We start from the raw sequence: 18,676 nt of genomic DNA on the forward strand, positions 1-18,676 counted from the left end.
TGCCACATCCTGTTCCCCTCCACCGCCAACGACTGCAATGCCGCTCCGCGCGTGGCTGCCAGGCTCGACGTGGCACAGCTCAGCGACATCACCAAGGTCCTGAGCCCGGACACCTTCGAACGTCCCATCTACGCCGGCAACGCCATCGCCACGATGCAGAGCACTGATGCGGTGAAGGTCATCACGGTGCGCACCTCTGTGCATTCAGCCGGTCGTTGCGATGCACAGAGGTATCTCGCAGATCAACGCCCGAGAGGTTGAGTCCCCAAGTACGCTCGGCCATTCTTGAAGCGACACAGCAGCTTTGCACTCGAGCGCATGTCGCGGCCTTGCCGCGTCAGTAAGCTTGCTGAGCCAAGACGCCAGGGGCCGAAGACGACAGACAGCCATGCCTGTGCTTATCCATCTAGAGGCCACAGAACAGCGCGCCGGTTATCGGCCCACGGCAGTTGAGGCACCAGGACCGCAATAACCATTCGCACGTGGAGACAAATGGAGTCGACTCTTTCACCGATGCGTCGCGGCCGCGTACTCATCACGGCCAAGTCTGTGGCCGGTTCACCTCAAGCGCTGAAATTGATTGAGCAAGCCGGACACGAGGTGATGGTCAAGGACCCGCCGCTGCCCTTCGACGAGCAGTGGCTGATCGACCAGGCCCGTGAAGTCGATGCGCTGGTCCTCGCCATGGAACCGGTAACCAGTCGCCTGCTCGATGCCGTGTCCAGGCTGAAGGTCATCGCTCGACCCGGCGTGGGCTATGACACGGTGGACCTGGAAGCGGCGAGTCGCCGCGGTGTGCTGGTGACGGTGGCATCGGGTACCAACGATCAAAGCGTGGCAGACTTCACATTTGGCCTGCTATTGCAGGCCACTCGCGCGATCGCCATCGCTGCGGACAGCGTGCGCCAGGGCCGCTGGGACCGGGTCACCGGGACCGAGGCTTGGGGCAAGACGCTGGCCATCGTCGGTTTGGGCCGAATTGGCAAGGCAGTGGCCAAGCGAGCGAGAGGGTTCGATATGCGCGTGCTGGCCGTCAGCAGGAACACGGACGACGCCTTTGCCCGCGAGCAGGGCATCACTTTCGTATCGCTGGAAGAAGCGCTGCGCGAAGCGGATTTCGTGTCGTTGCATGCCCCGCTCACGCCTGACACGCAGGACCTGATCAATACCCGCACCCTGGCTTGGTTCAAGCCGGGGGCCTACCTCATCAATACCTCACGCGGCGGACTTGTCGATGAACAGGCGTTGGCCGAGGCCGTACGAGGCGGACACCTCGCCGGTGCGGCCGTTGACGTGCTGAAAGCTCAAGGCGCCGGAAGCCAAAGTCCGCTGATCAATGTGCCTGGCATCGTGGTAACGCCGCACATGGCGACCTTCACCCGCGAGTCCATGGACCGCGTGGCGTTGTCGGTGGCACGCAGTGTGATCGCCGTACTGCAAGGCCAGCGACCCGAGCACATCGTCAACCCAGCTGCGCTGGAAGCAGCCGGCCTGTAACCCGAGCAAGCCAGCCCTTTTGAACTGATCTCATGGCCATTCCATCCGACACCATCAAGGCAGTCACTGCCGCGCTCTACGAGCGCTCGCTCAAGCGCGTGCCAGAGGACACCAAGGCGGCACTGCACAGCCTCAACCTTGCCGAGCGCAACGAAACCGCCAAGCACACGCTGCGCATCATGCTCAAGAGCGCGGAGGCCGCGGAGCGCAACGAGCACTTCGTCTGTTCGGACGCCGGCATCCCCGTGTATTTCGTTCGGGTTGGCGCCCAGGCGCAGTTTCAGGGCAGCGTGCGGCAAGCCATCACGCAGGGCTTCGACGAATTGGTGGCCACCATCACGCCGCCCTTGCTGCCGCACGTGACCAACCCGCTGACGCTGGAGCGCGGCTACAAGGGCAAGAGCATGCCCATCGTGACCTTCGACTTGGTCGATGACTGCGACTTCGTCGAGATCACCTGCAGTCCCAAGGCGTTGGGATCCGGACGCTGGGCCGCGTTGGAAATCTTCAGCTTTCCCGACCTGCACACCATCGAGAAGTTCGTGATGGAGACCGTGATCAAGGCAGGATCGCAGCCCTGTCCGCCGGTGGTCATTGGCGTAGGCATCGGGGGCACTTTCGATTACGCGGCCAAGATGGCCAAGGAAGCCACGCTGCGTCCCATCGGTAGCACGCATGAAGAAGCCATGGTCGCAGCCATGGAGCAGCGGCTCACGCGGGCCGTCAATGCCACGGGCTTCGGCCCCATGGGCACAGGCGGCGACGCCACGGCCCTGGCCGTGCACGTGAACTACGCCGCCGGGCACGGCTTCACGCCGGTGGCCGTGGCCTTCAACTGCTGGATCAACCGCCGCACCCGGGCGCGTCTCTTCAACGACGGCCGTGTCGAATGGATGGAGTGAGCGCATGAGCATCACGACACACCGCATGACCTTTCCGCTGTCAGCGGACGATGCCCGCATGCTGCGCGCGGGCGACCAAGTGATCATTGACGGCGAGATCGTCATCACGGCCGGCATGCCCACGCACGAGCGAATGTTGCGTTGCCTGGACGGCGCCGAGCCACTGCCCATGGACTTGCAGGGCGCCTCGCTGTTCCACCTCGGCAGTTTCAGCCGCGAGGTGGAGGGCCGCTTCGAGCTCCTGTATCTCAATCCCACGACCAGCACGCGCTTCAATCCATTCATGCCACGGTTGATCCGCGGCCTGCAGTGGCATGCCGTTGGCGGCAAGGGCGGGCTTGACGAACACTGCGCCGCTGCGATGCAGGAAGTGGGCAGCGTCTACCTGTCGTTCCTGGGTGGCGGCTGCACGTTGCTGTCGCAAGCCATCAAGGAAGTCGTTGAGGTGGGTTGGAGCGACATGCTTGTGCACTATCGACTTGTGCGGCTCAAGGTCGAGGGCCTGGGGCCGGTCACCGTGGGCATCGATGCGCATGGCCGCAGCCTCTATGCCGAAGAGCAGCAGGACGCCAAGGCCCGTCTGCCGGAGTTGTTGGCAAAGCTGGACGCCGAGCGCCACCAGGGGTAAGAGCGCAAAGCCGATCTTCAGGTGCCAGCCCTGCCTTTGTGCGCCACTTCCATTTCGGCAAGTGCCCGATGCCGCTACTGCATGCGCGGTGACGGCTTGACGTTGGCGCTGCCAGAAGGCGTTCGACACATTTTCTGAATCCAGGCCTGGACCGGCTCCTGCCATGCGCCCAAGCGCAAAACAGCCTTGCCGCTTGGACGCATAGGCATGACGGCAGTCGGCTCCTAGAGTCGTACCGATGCTGGGCTCTGCTGCATGGACCAACGGTCCCCCACGCTTCATTGATGGAATCAGCCATGAAAACTTCCCGCCGCTCCCTCCTCGTTGCACTGTCCCTGTGCTGTGCCCCAGTTGCTTTCGCACAGCAGGCTTGGCCCTCCAAGCCGCTGCGTATCGTCGTGCCCTTCACCGCTGGGGGCCCTGCCGATGGCTTGGCCCGCCAACTTGGCGCTCACATGGGTACCGAACTTGGGCAACAGGTGCTCGTGGACAACAAGGCCGGCGCTGGAGGGACGTTAGGTGCCGCCGAAGTCGCGCGCTCGGCTGCGGACGGCTACACCATGCTGTTCTCCGGCACGGGAGCGCTGGTCATCTTTCCGGCACTGAGTCCCAAGATGCCCTACAACACGGACCGTGATCTGATCCCCGTGGGCCAGGCGATCAGTACGCCCATGGTCATCGTGGTGGGCCGCAACAGCCCGTTCAAGGATTTGGGAGCCTTGCTGAAACACGCCAAGGCGAATCCGGGCAAGGTGAACTTTGCCTCGGCTGGTGGGGGCACGACGACGCAAATGGGCGCTGAGCTGCTCAGGCAGGAGGCTGGCGTCGAGCTGACCCACGTCCCTTACCGAGGCGCAGCGCCCGCCTTGAACGATGTGATCGCAGGCACTGCCGACATGATGGTGGCCGACGTGTCGGCCGTGGTCGCGTTCGTGAAAGGCGGCCAACTGCGACCGCTGGCCGTTACCTCGCTCACCCGCTCCAGCGTCCTGCCCGATGTGCCGACAACCGCTGAGGCAGGGTTGCGCAACGTGGTCGCCAGCACGTGGTACGGACTCCTCGTGCCGGCGCGTACACCGCCCGAGGTCGTTTCTCGTCTGAACGCGGCCTTGAAAAAGGCCGTGCAGCATCCGGACTCGGTGGCGTTTCTCAAAGCGCAAGGCGTGTTGCCTGCGGTCGGGTCTCCGGAGGCCTTCGGCCAGTTGATGAAGGCAGAGTCTGCCAAGTGGGGCACCCTGGCCAAGGCCGTGGGTGCCAAGCTGGACTGAGACATGCCCACGAGCAGGACCAAGGCACTGGTTGCGGCAGGACTGATGGCACTGGCCAGCCTTGCGCACGCAGCCTTTCCCGACAAGCCCCTGCGGCTGATCGTTCCGTTTCCCGCGGGAGGAGCCGCTGATGCCATGGCGCGAGGCATGGCACAACGGCTCGGCGCTGAGCTTGGCCAGCAGGTCATCGTGGACAACCGCGGGGGGGCCGGCGGCGCCACCGCGGCCGAAGCAGCGGCCCGATCGCCGGCAGACGGCTACACGCTGTTCTTCGGCACCATGGGAACTCACGCCATCAATCCCGCGCTGTATCCCAAGTTGCGCTACGACCCTGTGAAGGACTTCGCGCCCATCAGCCTGACCCACATCACGCCCCGGGTGCTTGTGGTCTCCCCGTTGCTGAACGTCCGCAGCGTCGCCGATCTTGTTGCGCTGGCCCGCAGCAAGCCCCGCAGCCTCACCTATGGATCGGCGGGAAATGGCAGCTCAAGCCATCTCGCGGGTGCACTGTTCGAGTCGCTGGCCGGCGTGCAGATGGTTCATGTGCCCTACAAGGGAAGCTCCCCGCTGCTGGTGGATGTGCTGGCAGGCCGCATCGACATGACTTTCGATTCCTACGTGGTTTACGAGGAGCACATCAAGGCCGGCAAGGTGGTGCCGCTGGGCGTTACGTCCAAGTCGCGCCTGGCCGTGCTGCCGAAGGTACCCACCATTGCCGAGGCGGGGCTCTCCGGCTACGACGTGTCGAACTGGCTGGGTCTTTTCGCACCCGCCAACACGCCACAGGACGTGCTGTCCACGGTGCATGCGGCGCTGGGCCGGGCCATGGCGGACGGCAACTTGAGGGCTCAACTCGCGGCCCAGGGCATTGAGCCTGCATTCGGCACCCCCGCAGCGCTGGCTGCGCTGATTCGCACCGAGATTCCGAAGTGGGCACAAATCGTCAGGAAGTCAGGCGCCACGGTGGACTGATCATTGGCCACGGCCGACCGCCGCCTCGACCGGAGATAGGAATGATTGAACTGCTGCATCGTGACGAAGCCCAGATCGAGGTCCTCGTCGATGGCGAGCCAGGACCGGCCATCGTGTTGTTGCCCTCCTCGATGCGTGACTCCATGGACTTCGATGATCTGGCACAGCAGATTGCCGCACGAGGTTTCAGGGTGCTGCGGCCCCAGCCGCGTGGCATGGCTCGCAGCCGTGGCCCCATGGACGGATTGGATTTGAGCGTGCTGGCCGCGGACGTCGCCCACACGATCGAGCAGCTGGGTGGAGGCCGGTCGGTGATCGTCGGCCATGCCTTCGGACACTTCATCGCCCGCGTGACCGATTTGGAACATCCTGAACGTGTTCGTGGCGTGGTCGTGATGGCCGGTGCGGCGCGCACCTTCCCGCCGGGCGTGGCCGAGTCGCTGGAGCTTGCGTCCGACGCGTCACGTCCTGAATCCGAGCGACTGCATCACCTGCGTCTTGGGTTCTTTGCACCGGGCAATGATCCGTCGCCATGGCTTGAGGGATGGCATCCCGAGCTGCGCGAGGCCTACCGCCGCGCCGGCACCAGGCCGCCCAAGGACGCCTGGTGGCCCGTGACCCATGCACCGATCCTGGATCTGCAAGGAGACGCCGACCCGTGGCGCCCGCCATCGACGCGCGGGGAGTTGGAGCAGGTGCTGGGTGACAAGGTCACCGTGCGTGTCGTGTCGCACGCCAGCCACGCGATGGTGCCGGAACAGCCCAAGGCTGTGGCCGACATCATCGTCGACTGGGCCAGGTCACTGGCCCCTTGAAGGTCAGCAGCCTTTGAAGACCGGGGGGCGCTTTTCGCGGAATGCGGCCTGCGCTTCCTTGGCGTCTTCGGTCTTGCCTATCAGGGCCGTCATGTCCTGCTCGTAGCGGTAGCCGTCGCGCAAGCTCATGTCCTCGATGGTGTTGAGGGTGTGCTTGCCCATCCGCGTGGACACGGGGCTCTTGGAAGCGATGGTGGCTGCCAGTTCCATGGCCGCAGGCATCAGCTCATCCGATGCCGTGCACGCTTCCACAATGCCCAGGCGATAAAGCTCCTCGCCGGACACACGGTAGCCCGTGAGCATCATGCGGCGCAGCCTGGAGTGTCCGAACAGCCGCATGGCGTGGCGGCAACCCCCAAGCAGACCCACATCCACTTCAGGCAGTCCCAGCGAGGCCTTCTCCGAGGCGATCAACACGTCTGCCGATGCCACCATGGCCAAGCCCGAGCCGAGCGCTGCGCCGTTGATGGCAGCGATCACGGGCTTGGCGCACTCGCGGATGGCATGGAAGCACTCGCGCGTGCGCCGCGAGTGCGCAGGCATGTCGCCCGGCCCCTTGATGTTCTCGGCACGTCCCTTGAGGTCGGCGCCGGCACAGAAAACCTTGCCGGCTCCAGTAAGCACCGCGACACGAACCTCGTCCAGCTCCGAGATGCGATCCAGCGCGAGGGTGATCTCATCATTGAGCACGCGCGTGAGCGCGTTCACCGGCGGGCTGTCCATCGTCAGGATCGCAATGTGTTGTTCGATGGTGACGCGCAGTTGAGTAAGGTCGTCCATGGGGGTTTCCAGTTTTCAATGTTGGGGCTCGCTGGCCCATCCGATGCCGCAGCCCGGGCCACCAGGCACGGCGATGAGACCTTCGGTGACGGGCAGCTCGGTGAAAGGGTCGTCAAGCAGGTGCTGGTGCTCGGACAGCTCGCACGCATAGGGCATGGCCTTGAGCACACTGGCCGCCTGCACGTTCATGGCTTGCAGCAGCGCAGGGCCGAACGTGGCACCAACTCGACAGACGACGTTACCGGCCTCGCAGATTTGCACGGCTTGTACGAAGCGGCGCAGGCCACCCAGCTTGGTCGGCTTGAGGTTGATCACGTCAACGACACGATCGGCCACCAGCCGGAAGACGTCGTGCACGGTCTGCGCGCTCTCGTCCGCTTCAATGGCCACGGGCAGGCTTTGGGTCAACAACGCAAGTCCGGCCCAGTCAGCGGCAGGCACCGGTTGCTCGACCAGGCAGATGTCATGCCGCTCCATCTGGGCAAAGGCGCGCATGAAGGACTTGGCTGCGTAGGACTGATTCGGGTCCAGCGTCAGCTGGACGCCGTGCCCCACGGCATCGCGCACCGTGGCCACGCGCTGCACATCGAGCGCGGTGTCGCCTGAGAGCTTGAGCTTGAGCTGGCCGAAGCCTTCCTCGACGCGGCAGACAGCCTGGCGGGCCATGTCCACCGGGCTCTTGATCGCGAGGATGCGCGCCTGCGGAATGGCATCGCGCAGCTTGCCTCCAAGCAGCACGTGGATGGGCACGCCCAGGCGCCGGGCCATCAGGTCGTGCAAGGCCATGTCGATTCCGGCCTTCGCGCTCGGCTGGAAGGCCAGCGTTGCATCGATCTGCTCGATCAAGGCCGACAGCTCATCCACTCGCCGCTGCAGCAGCAGCGGCGACAGCAGAGCCAGCGCCGCAGCGGCACCGTCGCCGTGGGTCGTGATGGCGGGTATGGCATGGACATAACCCGACCCCCGCACGCCGTCCTCATCCGTCAAGGTCACCACGTGGCCCTCGAGATGCGGCACGGTGGCCCGGGCGAACTTCCAGCTCGGGTCGCGCAGCCGCTGAACGCAAGGCTGAATGGCCACATCGACGATCTTCATGCGCGGCTCAATCGAGGGTGATCTTGGCGCGGGAAACCACCGCGTGCCACTTGTCATATTCGGCAGCCATGAGCTTTGCATACTCCTGCGGTGACGAACCCACTGCAACGGCACCCTGCTTGGAAAATTGGTCTTTGATCTCGTCCGACTGCAACGCGGTCGCAACGGCTTCGCGCATCTTCTTCAGCACGTCGGGCGCCACGCCCTTCGGGGCGATGAACCCGTAGTTGGTGTCCATCTGCACACCGGGCAGCCCGGCCTCCCTGGTCGTTGGCACATCCGGCAGCTGCGTGGCACGCGAGGCACTGGCGACAGCCAGTGCCTTGAGCTTGCCGGCCCTGACGTGCTGCAGGACCGGCGTGACGTCGACCATGGCCACTTGAACCTCTCCTCCCAACAGCGCCGTGACGGCTGGCGCCGCGCCCTTGTAGGGCACATGGGTGATATCGACGCCAGCTTCCAGCTTCAACAGCTCAGCGCCAATGTGAGGGGTTGTCCCGTTTCCAGCCGATCCATAGTTGAGCTTGCCGGGAGCAGCCTTGGCCTTGCCAATCAAATCGGACAGGCTTGAAATGCCTGAACCCGAGCCGACCACGATGACCGACGGCACCCGTGCTGCCAGCGTGACGTATTCGTAATCGGTTTGTGCATACGGCATCTTCATCAGGGTAGGCATGCCCGCCAGAGGGCCAGGCCCGGTGAAGGCAAAGGTGTAGCCGTCAGGAGCGGCCTTGACCATGGCTGCCACGCCGATCGTGCCGCCGGCACCAGCGCGGTTGTCAACGATCACGGGCTGGCCGAGTTGAGTGCCGACCTTCTTGGCCAGCATCCGCGCGATGGCGTCGCTGGGGCCACCAGCGGCATAGGGCACGATGAGAAGCATCGGTTTGGCCGGCCAGGCCTGGGCCTGGGCCTGGGCCTGGGCCAGCGGACTCGTGCCGGCAAGGGCCAGTGCTGCCAGGCCGCTCATCGACGACAGGAATCTTCTGCGCATGATGTCTCCGTGTTTGTGGATCGATTCGAGTGTGGTCGGCCCGGCGGCCTCCAGGTAGGCAGGTAGCCGGCAATTCAGCTATGCACGACGCGAAACCCTGCGGCCTCAAACGCGTTCGAGCACGACGGCAATGCCTTGCCCCACGCCAATGCACATGGTGCACAGCGCGTAGCGCCCGCCCGTGCGCTGCAGTTGGTTCACGGCCGTGATGACGAGCCGTGCACCGCTGGCGCCCAGCGGGTGGCCCAGCGCGATGGCGCCGCCCCATGCGTTGACGCGCGGGTCGTCGTCGCGCAGGCCCAACTGGCGCAGCACCGCCAGGCCTTGCGCCGCGAAGGCCTCATTGAGCTCGATCACGTCCATCTGCGAGAGCTGCAGACCGGTGAGCTGCAACACCTTTTGCGTGGCCGGCGCCGGGCCGATACCCATGATGCGTGGCGCGACACCCGCAGTGGCCATGCCCACCACGCGTGCGCGCGGTGTCAGGCCCTGGCGTGCTGCGGCAGCCTCACTGGCCAGCATCAGCGCGCAGGCGCCATCGTTGACGCCAGAAGCATTGCCGGCGGTCACCGTGCCGTCAGGCCGCACCACACCCTTGAGCCGGGCCAGCGCCTCCAGTGACGTCTGGCGCGGATGCTCGTCCTTCGCGACGACCAGCGCCTCGCCCTTCCTTTGGGGAATGGTCACCGGCGTGATCTCCGTATCGAAGAAGCCGGACTCCTGCGCCGCCACGGCCTTGAGCTGGCTGGCCAGCGCCATGCGGTCCTGGTCTTCGCGGGAAATGCCGAAGTCGGCGGCGACGTTCTCGGCCGTCTCGGGCATCAAGTCCACGCCGTAGGCGGCCTTCATGGCCGGATTGACGAAGCGCCAGCCGATCGTGGTGTCCTCTACCGAGCTCTGGCGGCTGAAGGCCGACGTGGCTTTGGGCATCACGAAGGGCGCACGGCTCATGCTTTCGACACCGCCGGCGAGCATCAACTCGGCATCACCGCACCTGATGGCACGTGCCGCGGTACCGATGGCGTCCATGCCGGAGCCGCACAGGCGGTTGACGGTACTGCCGGGCAGACTCACCGGCAGGCCGGCCAGCAGCAGCGACATGCGCGCGACGTTGCGGTTGTCCTCGCCAGCCTGGTTGGCACAGCCATAGATCACGTCGTTGAAGGCTTCCCAATCCACGCCTTGATGGCGCGCAGCCAGGGCCCTGAGCGGCACGGCGCCGAGGTCGTCCGCGCGAACGCTGGAAAGCGCGCCGCCGTAGCGGCCGAACGGCGTTCGAACGCCATCGCAGATGAAAGCATGGTGGGACATGGTGAATCTCATGGAGGCCAGGGGAAGCCGGCAATCTATAGAGCGATTGACAGCGCACCCAGCGCATGCGCGACACAACTGTTATGCAGGAGCCGGCAAGGGCCATGTGTGCAGTGGAGGCGCTGCGTAGCCGCAATGCGCCGTGACCCAAAGCACATAGCAGCTATGTGCCGGCGGTGGCTACCTGCCTTGAAGCGCTGTCCCTAGATTCGCCGCCCACGGCGGCCCGGATCTGGCTGGCCGCCACAACCCAAGACGGAGACACCAATCATGTGCAGGAAGGCCTTTCTCGTTCTCGCTCTCGCAGCGCCGATGGCCAGTGCGTTTGCCCAAAGCCAGGTGAGTCTCTACGGCATCGTGGACCTGTCGGTCAACGTGGAGCGCGCGGGGTCTGGCACTGGCAGCACCAAGACGCTGCAATCAGGCACCGGCTATGGAAGCCGAGTTGGCTTCAAGGGGCAAGAGGATCTGGGCGGAGGCTTGTCGGCCAACTTCGTGCTGGAATCAGGCTTCGCTGCCGACACCGGTGCTCTGCAGCAGGGCGGTCTGCTGTTCGGCCGTCAGGCTTTCGTCGGGCTCTCGACATCACGCTGGAGCCTCACGGCCGGGCGCCAGTACTCGCCGCTGTGGCAGAGCGTGACGCTGTCCGATGCCTTCGGCCAGACGTACTGGGGCAACGCGCAGGCGACGACCCTTGCGTCTGCCAGCCCAGCGTCGGTGGCCGGCGACGGCGGGCACGGAGCGCTGTCCCGGATCAACAACTCGATTAGTGCCAGCGCTACTCAGGGAGCGTGGACCGAGCGCCTGATGCTGGCGGCAGGGGATGAAAACACCAGCGGCTCCGGCCGTCTTGCCAATGCAAGCCTGACCTACAGTGCGGGCCCGCTGGCTGTGACCGCTTCGCTGGCGCGGTTGCGCCAGTACGCCAAGGACCTCCCCGCAGGGGCAGCCCCGGACTGGCAAACCGCCTATGAAGTGGGCGGACAGTACGATTTCGGCTTCGTCAAGCTCTTCGGCGCCTACTACACGTTCAACCCGTCGGAGAGCAACGTCACGCTCAAGGCCACGACGGCCACCAGGACGCGGGCGTTTTGGATCGGCGGGCAGATCCCGGTCGGCTCGGGGCGCGTGATTACGCAGCTGACCTCGACGCGCTTTGACCGGCCGGCAGGCGTGGCGCAGGGTCGCGCAACCACCTGGGGCGTGACCTACGAGCATGCGCTGTCCAAGCGCAGCTTCCTCTACACCTCCTACGGGCAGGTGACCAACAACGCGACCAGCTCGCTCAGTCTCTACGGCGGCACGACCAGCGTGGCGCCGAAGTCGGCTGGCGACGATCCCAAGGCACTTTCCGTGGGCATGCGTCACGCCTTCTGATCCACGGCTACCGCCAGCGGTGTGGCAAAGCCTCGCGCTGGCTGGCCGCGCGCTCTGCGATGGGCGCTCCGCCAGCGTGCATTTCTGCTTTGCCGCTTCCTGCATAGGCAACTCGAGTGCCGCTGCCTAAAGTGACCACAGGCCTACACAGACAAGGACGACCCTCCATGAACCCCTCCCGCGGACCGCTTTCCCACGTCAAGGTGCTCGACCTCAGCCGCATCCTGGCTGCACCCTGGGCGGCCCAGATCCTCGCGGACCTTGGCGCCGAAGTGATCAAGGTCGAGCGCCCGGGCGCTGGCGACGACACGCGCGCCTGGGGTCCTCCCTTTCTCAAGGACGCCCAGGGGCAGGATACGAAGGAAGCCGGCTACTACCTGGCTGTCAACCGCGGCAAGCGCTCGATCACGCTGAGCCTGGACAAGCCAGAAGCGCAGCAGATCGTGAAGCAGCTGGCCATGGAAGCGGACATCGTGCTGGAGAACTACAAGGCGGGCACGCTGGCGCGCTACGGCCTGGACGAGGCCTCGCTGCGCAAGGTCAATCCGCGCCTGATCTACTGCTCCGTCACGGGGTTTGGCCAGACCGGGCCGCGGCGTGACCAGCCCGCCTACGATTTCCTCATCCAGGCCATGGGTGGCCTCATGAGCGTGACGGGCGAGAAGGACGGCCGGCCCGGCGGCGGCCCGCAGAAGGTGGGCATCCCCATCGTGGACCTGATGACGGGCATGTACACCGCGGTGTCGGTGCTGGCGGCCCTGGCGCGGCGCAACGAGACTGGCAAGGGCGACTACATCGACATCGGCATGCTGGACGTGCAGGTCGCCACGCTGGCCAACCAGGCGATGAATTACCTGGTCTCGGGCAAGGTGCCCAAGCGAAACGGCAACGCGCATCCGAACATCCAGCCTCAGGACGTCTACGGCTGCTCGGACGGCGACGTGATCCTCGTCGTCGGCAACGACGGCCAGTTCGCCAAGTTGTGCGAGGTGCTCGGCCAGGGCGACTGGCCCAAGGACGAGCGCTTCGCGACCAACGCGCAGCGCGTGCGCAACATCGCCGAGCTCTCGCCAATGCTGCGCGACGCGTTTGCCGAGTGGGAGCGCGAGAAGCTGATTGCGGCGCTCGACGCCGCAGGCGTGCCCTGTGGGGCGATCAACAGCGTGGCCGAGGTGTTCAAGGACCCGCAGGTCAAAGCGCGCGGCATGCTCCAGCACGTTCCGCATCCGGCCGGCGTCGACGTGCCCCAGGTCGCCAGCCCGATGCGCTTTGCCGACGCGCCGTTGCAGACCCGCTCGGCGCCGCCGCTGCTGGGACAGCACAGCGACGAGATCCTGACCGAGCTGGGATACGGCAGCGCCGATATCGCGGCGCTGCGTGAAGCGGGAGTGTTGTGATGATGAAGCTGCACTGGTCGCCGAAGTCACCCTATGTTCGCAAGGTCATGGTGTGCGCCCATGAGCTCGGCCTGGCGGACCGGTTAGAGCTGGTGCGCTCGGTGGCAGCGATGCTCAAGCCCAACGAACGGCTGATGCAAGACAACCCCTTGTCCAAGATTCCGACGCTGGTGCTCGACAACGGCTTTGCGCTGTTCGACTCGGCGGTGATCTGCGAATACCTCAACGACCTCGGGAGCGGCATGCTGTTCCCGGACCAGGGCCCGGACAAGTGGCAGGCCCTGAGGTGGCACGCCTTCGCTGACGGGCTGCTCGATGCGCTGATCCTCTGGCGCAACGAGCGCGAGCGTGCCGTACCGCTGCAGCCCTTGCTTGATGCCTTTGAGTTCAAGACCGAGGTCTGCCTGCGGCAGCTCGACGACGAGGCACAGGCCCTGACCGAGACAACCTTCTCGATTGGTCATATTGGCCTCGGATGCGCCCTGGGCTATCTGGACTACCGTTTCGAGGCATTCGGCTGGCGCAGCCGCGCGCCGCGCCTGGCCGAGTGGCATGCCGAGCTTGGCAAGCGCCCTTCCTTTCAATCCACGGAGCCCATCGATGGATGAGCACTTCCATGGGCTCCGTACAGGCTCGGGCGGACATGGTTCAAGGAGTCGGCGTCTTGGGTTAAGGATCAGTTCCTACAACTACGTCTCGACCAGCCCGCCCATGGTGGCGGTGAACATGGCCACGCGGGACGGTGCCATCAAGGACACGGCACGCAATATCCAGGCAAGCGGCGAATTCGTGATCAACGTGGCAACCGAAGTGAAGGTCATGTCTTCACCGAAAGCGCAGGAGACGCTCGCCACGCTGGGTGCCGTGTCCACCGTGATGGGACCGGAAGCATTCGCCGCCCATGTCAAGACGGACGAGAAGCAACTGGTGCCGATCATTCGCTCGCTGGGACTCACTCCGAACAATTGAGCCGGCGACGGGCCCTTGCCGTGGCGAGCGCGATGAAGCCCCATTGAGGTGCGTTCAAAGCCCGATCGCCAGGAGCGATGCCGAGATTCCGCGCCGCCCGGGCTTGGAACGTCCATTTCGATTGGAAGTGGTCGCGCAGCCGCTGCGTTGCGACACCGCCGTGCGTCGTTCTCTAAGCGTTGGATAGCGCAGCCGATTCGCCAGTGCCACCTGGCCAGCTTGCACGACAAGCTTTGCAGACCCCTATTGCAAGACATGGAGACCATAGATGGATGAACGTTCTTCCTTTCCCTTGCCGCTGACCAAGGCGGTCGCCGTCATCGGCGCCGGCACCATGGGTTGCGGCATCGCCGAAGTAGCGGCCGTGGCCGGCCACCGCGTCTACCTGCGAGACAACAACCCTGCGGCGCTCGACAAGGGCCTGGCGCTGGTCCAACGCAGCCTTGACAAGCGCGTGCAGCGCGGGCGCTTGGATGCGGCAGTGCGTGACGCCGTCTTCGAACGCATTGTCCCGGCCGCTGCCGACACGGCGCTTCATGACGTGGGCTTGGTGATCGAGGTGATCGTCGAGGATCTCGAAGCGAAGGTCGCGGTGCTGAGCCGCGTCGAGGCGCAGCTGGAGCCCGAGGCCATCATCGCCACGAACACGTCGTCGCTGTCCGTCACCGCGCTGGCAGGCCGGCTGGCACGGCCCGAGCGCGTGGTGGGCATGCATTTCTTCAACCCGGCCACCGTGCTGCCACTGGTGGAGGTCATTGCCGGCCACTCGACGGCACCCGAGGTGATGCGGTGCATCACCGACACCGCCCGTGCCTGGGGCAAGGTGCCCGTCGCCTGCAGCTCCACGCCGGGATTCATCGTCAACCGCGTGGCCCGTCCCTTCTACGGCGAGGCGTTGCGGGTGCTGCAGGAACAGGGCGCCTCGCCGGTCGGCCTGGACGCGGTGCTGCGTGAGAGCGGCGGCTTCAAGATGGGGCCGTGCGAGCTGATGGACTTGATTGGCCACGACGTGAACTTCGCCGTCACGCGCTCGGTGTACCAGGGTTTCTTCGACGACCCGCGCTACAAGCCCTCGCTGGTGCAAAAGGCACTGGTGGACGCCGGCTGGCTGGGCCGAAAGAGCGGCCGCGGGTTCTTCGACTACCGCGAGGGCGCAGCGCCACCTGTCCCCGAGGAAGCCGGTGACCAAGGGGTTCGACCTGCCCAGGTTCGCGTTGAAGGACACCTGGGCCCCGCCGCTGCGCTGGAGGACGTGCTGCGCGGCCAGGAAGCCATCGCGGTGCAGCACACGGCCGGCGCCGGACTGCTGCGCGTGGATGGCCTGGCACTGGCACTCAGCGACGGACGCACGGCCACCGAGCGCTCGGCTGCGGCCGGCGAGCCGGTCGTGCTGTTCGACCTCGCACTGGACTGGAGCCAGTGCACGCGCGTGGCGCTTGCCGCGCCGCTGCAGGCAAGCGCCGAACACCTGGCCAAGGCCATCGGTTTGTTCGCGGTGTTGGGCAAGAAGGTGACCGTACTGGCCGATGTGCCCGGCCTGGCCGTCATGCGAACGGTGGCGATGCTGGTCAACGAAGCGGCGGATGCGGTGTACCAGGGCGTGGCTTCGGCTGAGGATGTCGATGCCGCCATGAAGATGGGCGTGAACTACCCGATCGGCCCCATGGCGTGGGGACGCCGCATCGGCCTGTCGCATGTCCTGACGGTGATGCAGCACCTGGCGCGGGCCTACGGCGATGGCCGCTACCGCCCCTCAGTCTGGCTGCAGCGCGCGGTGCATTCCTCGGCGACTGTGGAGGGAGCTCCTCATGACTGACATGGTACGCACCGAAATCCAGGGGCCGGTCGGCATCGTCACCATTGACCGGCCAGAGCGCCGCAACGCGCTGAACCTGGCCGTCAAGCAGGCCGTCGTGCAGCAACTGCACACGCTGGCGGCCAACGACGCGGTGGCCGCCGTCGTGCTGACCGGCGCCGGTGGCTACTTCGTCGCAGGCACCGACATCGCCGAGATGGCGGGCATGCGTCCCATGGACCACGTGCGCCTGGCCACCGACGAGGTTTTCCACGTGGTGCGAGGCAACCGTAAACCGGTGATCGCGGCGGTCGAAGGCTACGCGCTGGGTGGGGGCTGTGAGCTCGCACTGGCCTGCGACTTGATCGTGGCAGCCGAGGATGCGTGCTTTGGCCAGCCGGAGATCAAGGTTGGCATCATGCCCGGCGCCGGCGGTACGCAGCGCCTGCTGCGCAGTGCCGGCCGCTACAAGACGGCACTGTGGGCCCTCACCGGCGCCATGATCCCGGCCGAGGATGCGTACGCCGCCAACATGGTGAGCCAGTTGGTGCCCAAAGGGCAGGCGCTGGCTCGCGCGCTGCAAATCGGCGAGCAGATCGCAGCCATGCCGCCACTGGCTGTGCAGGGCATTCGCGAGGTGCTGCGCCAGGGCGCAGACGTGCCACTGGAGACGGCACTGGCGCTGGAGCGGCGGGTATTCGAGCGGCTGTTCGACAGCGAAGACCAAAAGGAAGGCATGCAGGCCTTTCTCGAGAAGCGCAAGCCGTCCTACCGTGGCCGCTGAACCCACGGCGAAAGCGAGCCACGGCTCCAGGGTCGGCACGAGCCGGCCACCCCTGGAGGTGACGCTGCTCGACGACTACCAGGGCGTGGCCCTGGACATGGCGGACTGGTCGTCACTGCCACCCGGCACGAGGATTCAGGTGCTGCGCGAGCCTGCGGACAATGAGGACGAATTGGTGCGGTGCCTTGCCGGCACCGACGTGCTGGTGGTCATGCGCGAGCGCACACCACTGCCGGCGAGCGTCCTGGAGCGGCTGCCCCGCTTGCGCCTCATTACCAATCTCGGGGCACGCAATGCCGCCATCGACCTGCAAGCCTGTGCCCGGCTGGGCATCACCACCTGCAACGCCGCGGGCGACCCGCAGGCACGAGGAGCGACCGCCGAGACGGCCTGGGCCTTGATCCTGGGCTGGCACAAGCGGCTGTTCGCGTCGCAGTTGGCGCTGCGTGCCGGAGTCTGGCAGCCCACGCTGTCCAGCCGGGTACAGGGCAAGGTGCTCGGATTGGTCGGTCTGGGCCGAATCGGCCGGCAGATGGCCCGGTTGGGCACAGCCTTCGGGATGGAGATACTTGCTTGGAGTCCTCACCTTGCGCCCGAGCGCGCAGCCGAGGCGGGCGCGCGTGCCGTGGACAAAACCGAGTTGTTTGACGCGGCTGACGTGGTGTCGCTGCACCTGGTGCTCGCGCCGAGCACGGAGGGCATCGTCGGCGCAGCCGACCTGCGGCGAATGAAAGGCGATGCTCTGCTCGTCAACACCGCCCGGGCTGGGCTGGTGCAGGAGGCCGCGCTGCGCCAGGTTCTGGAGCAACGCCGCATTGGTGGGGCAGCGCTCGATGCCTATTGGCAAGAGCCGCTGCCTGCCGGCCATTGGCTGCTTGCACTGGACAATGTTATGTTGAGTCCGCATCTTGGTTATGCCAGCACGGAGAACCTGCGCGCCTATTACAGGAACGCCTTGCGGCACATCCACGACTGGCTCTCAGGCGTGGCGATTCCATCCATGCAACCGGACTGCCAATAGGCCAAGACCCGGCCTGCTTACGAAACCAAGGAGACCATCATGACCGCCCTTTTGCGACGCCGTGTCCTGGCCGCGAGCCTCGCCTTGCCCGTCCTGGCCTTGCCAGGCGTCCTCCACGCTCAAGGCGAATCCTGGCCCACCAAGCCAATCCGCCTGGTAGTGCCGTTTGCCGCAGGCGGTGGTGCTGACTTGGTGGCGCGGGCCATCTCAGGCCCGCTCGCCAAGCGGCTGGGTCAACCCATCATCGTCGACAACCGGGCCGGCGGGGGCGGCACCACTGGCGCGGATGCCGTCGCCAAGGCCCCGGCCGACGGCTACACGCTGCTGTACACGACCCCGGGGCCCCAGATCACCAACCCTTACCTGATGGCGAAGCTGCCCTACGATCCGGTTGCGGACCTGATACCGGTGGCCCGGGTCGCCGTCGTGCCCAACGTGCTCGTGGTGAACAAGGATCTTCCGGTCAAGAGCGTGAAGGAACTGATCCAGTACGCACGTGCCCATCCGGGAAAGCTGAACTTCGCCAGCGCCGGCATCGGCTCGTCCAGCCACCTGGCCGGCGAGCTGTTCAAGGCCCGCGCTGGGATCGACATCGTGCATGTTCCCTATCGCGGCACGGGCCCCGCCTTGCAGGACCTGCTGGCCGGCAACGTTTCCATGGCCATTGACAGCATCGCGGTGTACCGTGCGCTGATCGAATCGGGTGCGCTCAAGGCCCTGGGCGTGGCAACCCCGGAGCGCTCGCCGGTCCTGCCCAACGTACCGGCCGTTGCCGAGGAGCTGGCGGGTTTCGATGGTGCTCCCGTCAACTACATCAGCGTTCGCAGCGGGACACCCCGTGCAGTCATCGAGCGTCTCAATCGGGAAGTCAACGCGGTGCTCGACAGTGCCGAGGTGCGCAGCTCGCTGCAGGCCAGCGGTGTGGTGCCCAAGGGTAGTACGCCTCAAGAAATGGCTGCGCAGGTCAAGAGCGAGGCGGCCAAATGGAAGCACGTGATCCAGCTGTCCGGTGCTCGGGTCGAGTAGCGGGCTCGTCACGGCGTTTTGCTTCGTCGCCCGGTACAAGTTGCG

At 65.7% G+C, this 18,676-nt stretch carries 18 protein-coding genes and 1 pseudogene; 15 read left to right on the plus strand and 4 right to left on the minus strand.

What is annotated here, in order from left to right:
- The 7 genes and pseudogenes from SM757_RS09450 to SM757_RS09480 form a co-directional block, all read left to right on the plus strand.
- A pseudogene (locus SM757_RS09450) lies at positions 1 to 198 on the plus strand (electron transfer flavoprotein subunit alpha/FixB family protein); the annotation flags it as partial.
- A 294-nt stretch (positions 199 to 492) separates the two neighbouring features.
- Positions 493 to 1,497 (plus strand): phosphoglycerate dehydrogenase, encoded by a 1,005-nt coding sequence (locus SM757_RS09455; protein ID WP_322465235.1) that lies wholly within the window; start codon positions 493 to 495, stop codon positions 1,495 to 1,497.
- A 32-nt stretch (positions 1,498 to 1,529) separates the two neighbouring features.
- Positions 1,530 to 2,399 (plus strand): fumarate hydratase, encoded by an 870-nt coding sequence (locus tag SM757_RS09460; RefSeq protein ID WP_322465236.1) that lies wholly within the window; start codon positions 1,530 to 1,532, stop codon positions 2,397 to 2,399.
- Positions 2,400 to 2,403: 4 nt separating this feature from the next.
- Positions 2,404 to 3,027: a fumarate hydratase C-terminal domain-containing protein gene (locus tag SM757_RS09465; protein ID WP_322465237.1), complete on the plus strand. Its 624-nt coding sequence runs from the start codon at positions 2,404 to 2,406 to the stop codon at positions 3,025 to 3,027.
- 296 nt (positions 3,028 to 3,323) lie between these two features.
- The gene (locus SM757_RS09470) at positions 3,324 to 4,295 is read left to right on the plus strand and encodes a Bug family tripartite tricarboxylate transporter substrate binding protein (protein ID WP_322465238.1); all 972 of its coding nucleotides are present in this window, start codon (positions 3,324 to 3,326) and stop codon (positions 4,293 to 4,295) included.
- 3 nt (positions 4,296 to 4,298) lie between these two features.
- The gene (locus SM757_RS09475) at positions 4,299 to 5,267 is read left to right on the plus strand and encodes a Bug family tripartite tricarboxylate transporter substrate binding protein (protein ID WP_322465239.1); all 969 of its coding nucleotides are present in this window, start codon (positions 4,299 to 4,301) and stop codon (positions 5,265 to 5,267) included.
- Between the two features lie 41 nt (positions 5,268 to 5,308).
- Complete coding sequence (locus SM757_RS09480) at positions 5,309 to 6,082, plus strand: alpha/beta fold hydrolase (protein ID WP_322465240.1); 774 nt, start codon at positions 5,309 to 5,311, stop codon at positions 6,080 to 6,082.
- Between the two features lie 3 nt (positions 6,083 to 6,085).
- Here SM757_RS09480 and SM757_RS09485 read toward each other — a convergent pair whose 3' ends face one another.
- The 4 genes from SM757_RS09485 to pcaF form a co-directional block, all read right to left on the minus strand.
- Positions 6,086 to 6,862, minus strand: a complete 777-nt coding sequence (locus tag SM757_RS09485; protein WP_322465241.1) for an enoyl-CoA hydratase/isomerase family protein — start codon at positions 6,860 to 6,862, stop codon at positions 6,086 to 6,088.
- 15 nt (positions 6,863 to 6,877) lie between these two features.
- Positions 6,878 to 8,038, minus strand: coding sequence for a mandelate racemase/muconate lactonizing enzyme family protein (locus SM757_RS09490; protein ID WP_322465242.1), 1,161 nt, complete (start codon positions 8,036 to 8,038; stop codon positions 6,878 to 6,880).
- Positions 7,965 to 8,951, minus strand: a complete 987-nt coding sequence (locus tag SM757_RS09495; protein WP_322465243.1) for a Bug family tripartite tricarboxylate transporter substrate binding protein — start codon at positions 8,949 to 8,951, stop codon at positions 7,965 to 7,967. Before SM757_RS09495 ends, SM757_RS09490 begins: the two co-directional genes overlap by 74 nt.
- 105 nt (positions 8,952 to 9,056) lie before the next feature.
- Positions 9,057 to 10,262, minus strand: a complete 1,206-nt coding sequence (gene pcaF / locus SM757_RS09500) for a 3-oxoadipyl-CoA thiolase (RefSeq protein ID WP_322465244.1) — start codon at positions 10,260 to 10,262, stop codon at positions 9,057 to 9,059.
- Positions 10,263 to 10,532: 270 nt separating this feature from the next.
- On the opposite strand from pcaF, the gene SM757_RS09505 reads away from it, so the two are divergent.
- From SM757_RS09505 to SM757_RS09540, 8 genes are all read left to right on the plus strand, one after another.
- Positions 10,533 to 11,639 (plus strand): porin, encoded by a 1,107-nt coding sequence (locus tag SM757_RS09505; RefSeq protein ID WP_322465245.1) that lies wholly within the window; start codon positions 10,533 to 10,535, stop codon positions 11,637 to 11,639.
- Between the two features lie 167 nt (positions 11,640 to 11,806).
- A complete protein-coding gene (locus tag SM757_RS09510; protein WP_322465246.1) occupies positions 11,807 to 13,036 on the plus strand; it encodes a CaiB/BaiF CoA transferase family protein in 1,230 nt (409 codons plus the stop codon).
- Positions 13,036 to 13,644, plus strand: coding sequence for a glutathione S-transferase family protein (locus tag SM757_RS09515; RefSeq protein WP_322465247.1), 609 nt, complete (start codon positions 13,036 to 13,038; stop codon positions 13,642 to 13,644). The genes SM757_RS09510 and SM757_RS09515 overlap by 1 nt, the downstream gene beginning before the upstream one ends.
- Complete coding sequence (locus SM757_RS09520; RefSeq protein WP_322465248.1) at positions 13,637 to 14,005, plus strand: flavin reductase; 369 nt, start codon at positions 13,637 to 13,639, stop codon at positions 14,003 to 14,005. Before SM757_RS09515 ends, SM757_RS09520 begins: the two co-directional genes overlap by 8 nt.
- A 268-nt stretch (positions 14,006 to 14,273) precedes the next feature.
- Positions 14,274 to 15,821: a 3-hydroxyacyl-CoA dehydrogenase gene (locus tag SM757_RS09525; RefSeq protein ID WP_322465249.1), complete on the plus strand. Its 1,548-nt coding sequence runs from the start codon at positions 14,274 to 14,276 to the stop codon at positions 15,819 to 15,821.
- Positions 15,814 to 16,584 carry an enoyl-CoA hydratase-related protein gene (locus tag SM757_RS09530; protein ID WP_322465250.1) on the plus strand — a complete coding sequence of 257 codons (771 nt, stop codon included), beginning with the start codon at positions 15,814 to 15,816 and terminating at the stop codon, positions 16,582 to 16,584. The genes SM757_RS09525 and SM757_RS09530 overlap by 8 nt, the downstream gene beginning before the upstream one ends.
- Positions 16,574 to 17,605 (plus strand): D-2-hydroxyacid dehydrogenase family protein, encoded by a 1,032-nt coding sequence (locus tag SM757_RS09535; RefSeq protein ID WP_322465251.1) that lies wholly within the window; start codon positions 16,574 to 16,576, stop codon positions 17,603 to 17,605. The genes SM757_RS09530 and SM757_RS09535 overlap by 11 nt, the downstream gene beginning before the upstream one ends.
- A 39-nt stretch (positions 17,606 to 17,644) precedes the next feature.
- The gene (locus SM757_RS09540; RefSeq protein ID WP_322465252.1) at positions 17,645 to 18,631 is read left to right on the plus strand and encodes a Bug family tripartite tricarboxylate transporter substrate binding protein; all 987 of its coding nucleotides are present in this window, start codon (positions 17,645 to 17,647) and stop codon (positions 18,629 to 18,631) included.
- Positions 18,632 to 18,676 lie beyond the last annotated feature (45 nt).

The sequence above is a fragment of the Azohydromonas lata genome (assembly GCF_034427735.1).
GTDB lineage: Bacteria > Pseudomonadota > Gammaproteobacteria > Burkholderiales > Burkholderiaceae_C > Azohydromonas > Azohydromonas lata.

Coding starts and splice junctions, on each gene's coding strand:
- SM757_RS09480 (WP_322465240.1), top strand. CDS start 5,309: ATGATTGAACTGCTGCATCGTGACGAAGCCCAGATCGAGGTCCTCGTC.
- pcaF (WP_322465244.1), bottom strand. CDS start 10,262: ATGTCCCACCATGCTTTCATCTGCGATGGCGTTCGAACGCCGTTCGGC.
- SM757_RS09485 (WP_322465241.1), bottom strand. CDS start 6,862: ATGGACGACCTTACTCAACTGCGCGTCACCATCGAACAACACATTGCG.
- SM757_RS09530 (WP_322465250.1), top strand. CDS start 15,814: ATGACTGACATGGTACGCACCGAAATCCAGGGGCCGGTCGGCATCGTC.
- SM757_RS09505 (WP_322465245.1), top strand. CDS start 10,533: ATGTGCAGGAAGGCCTTTCTCGTTCTCGCTCTCGCAGCGCCGATGGCC.
- SM757_RS09465 (WP_322465237.1), top strand. CDS start 2,404: ATGAGCATCACGACACACCGCATGACCTTTCCGCTGTCAGCGGACGAT.
- SM757_RS09525 (WP_322465249.1), top strand. CDS start 14,274: ATGGATGAACGTTCTTCCTTTCCCTTGCCGCTGACCAAGGCGGTCGCC.
- SM757_RS09495 (WP_322465243.1), bottom strand. CDS start 8,951: ATGCGCAGAAGATTCCTGTCGTCGATGAGCGGCCTGGCAGCACTGGCC.
- SM757_RS09540 (WP_322465252.1), top strand. CDS start 17,645: ATGACCGCCCTTTTGCGACGCCGTGTCCTGGCCGCGAGCCTCGCCTTG.
- SM757_RS09470 (WP_322465238.1), top strand. CDS start 3,324: ATGAAAACTTCCCGCCGCTCCCTCCTCGTTGCACTGTCCCTGTGCTGT.
- SM757_RS09475 (WP_322465239.1), top strand. CDS start 4,299: ATGCCCACGAGCAGGACCAAGGCACTGGTTGCGGCAGGACTGATGGCA.
- SM757_RS09455 (WP_322465235.1), top strand. CDS start 493: ATGGAGTCGACTCTTTCACCGATGCGTCGCGGCCGCGTACTCATCACG.
- SM757_RS09460 (WP_322465236.1), top strand. CDS start 1,530: ATGGCCATTCCATCCGACACCATCAAGGCAGTCACTGCCGCGCTCTAC.
- SM757_RS09515 (WP_322465247.1), top strand. CDS start 13,036: ATGATGAAGCTGCACTGGTCGCCGAAGTCACCCTATGTTCGCAAGGTC.
- SM757_RS09510 (WP_322465246.1), top strand. CDS start 11,807: ATGAACCCCTCCCGCGGACCGCTTTCCCACGTCAAGGTGCTCGACCTC.
- SM757_RS09520 (WP_322465248.1), top strand. CDS start 13,637: ATGGATGAGCACTTCCATGGGCTCCGTACAGGCTCGGGCGGACATGGT.
- SM757_RS09490 (WP_322465242.1), bottom strand. CDS start 8,038: ATGCAAAGCTCATGGCTGCCGAATATGACAAGTGGCACGCGGTGGTTT.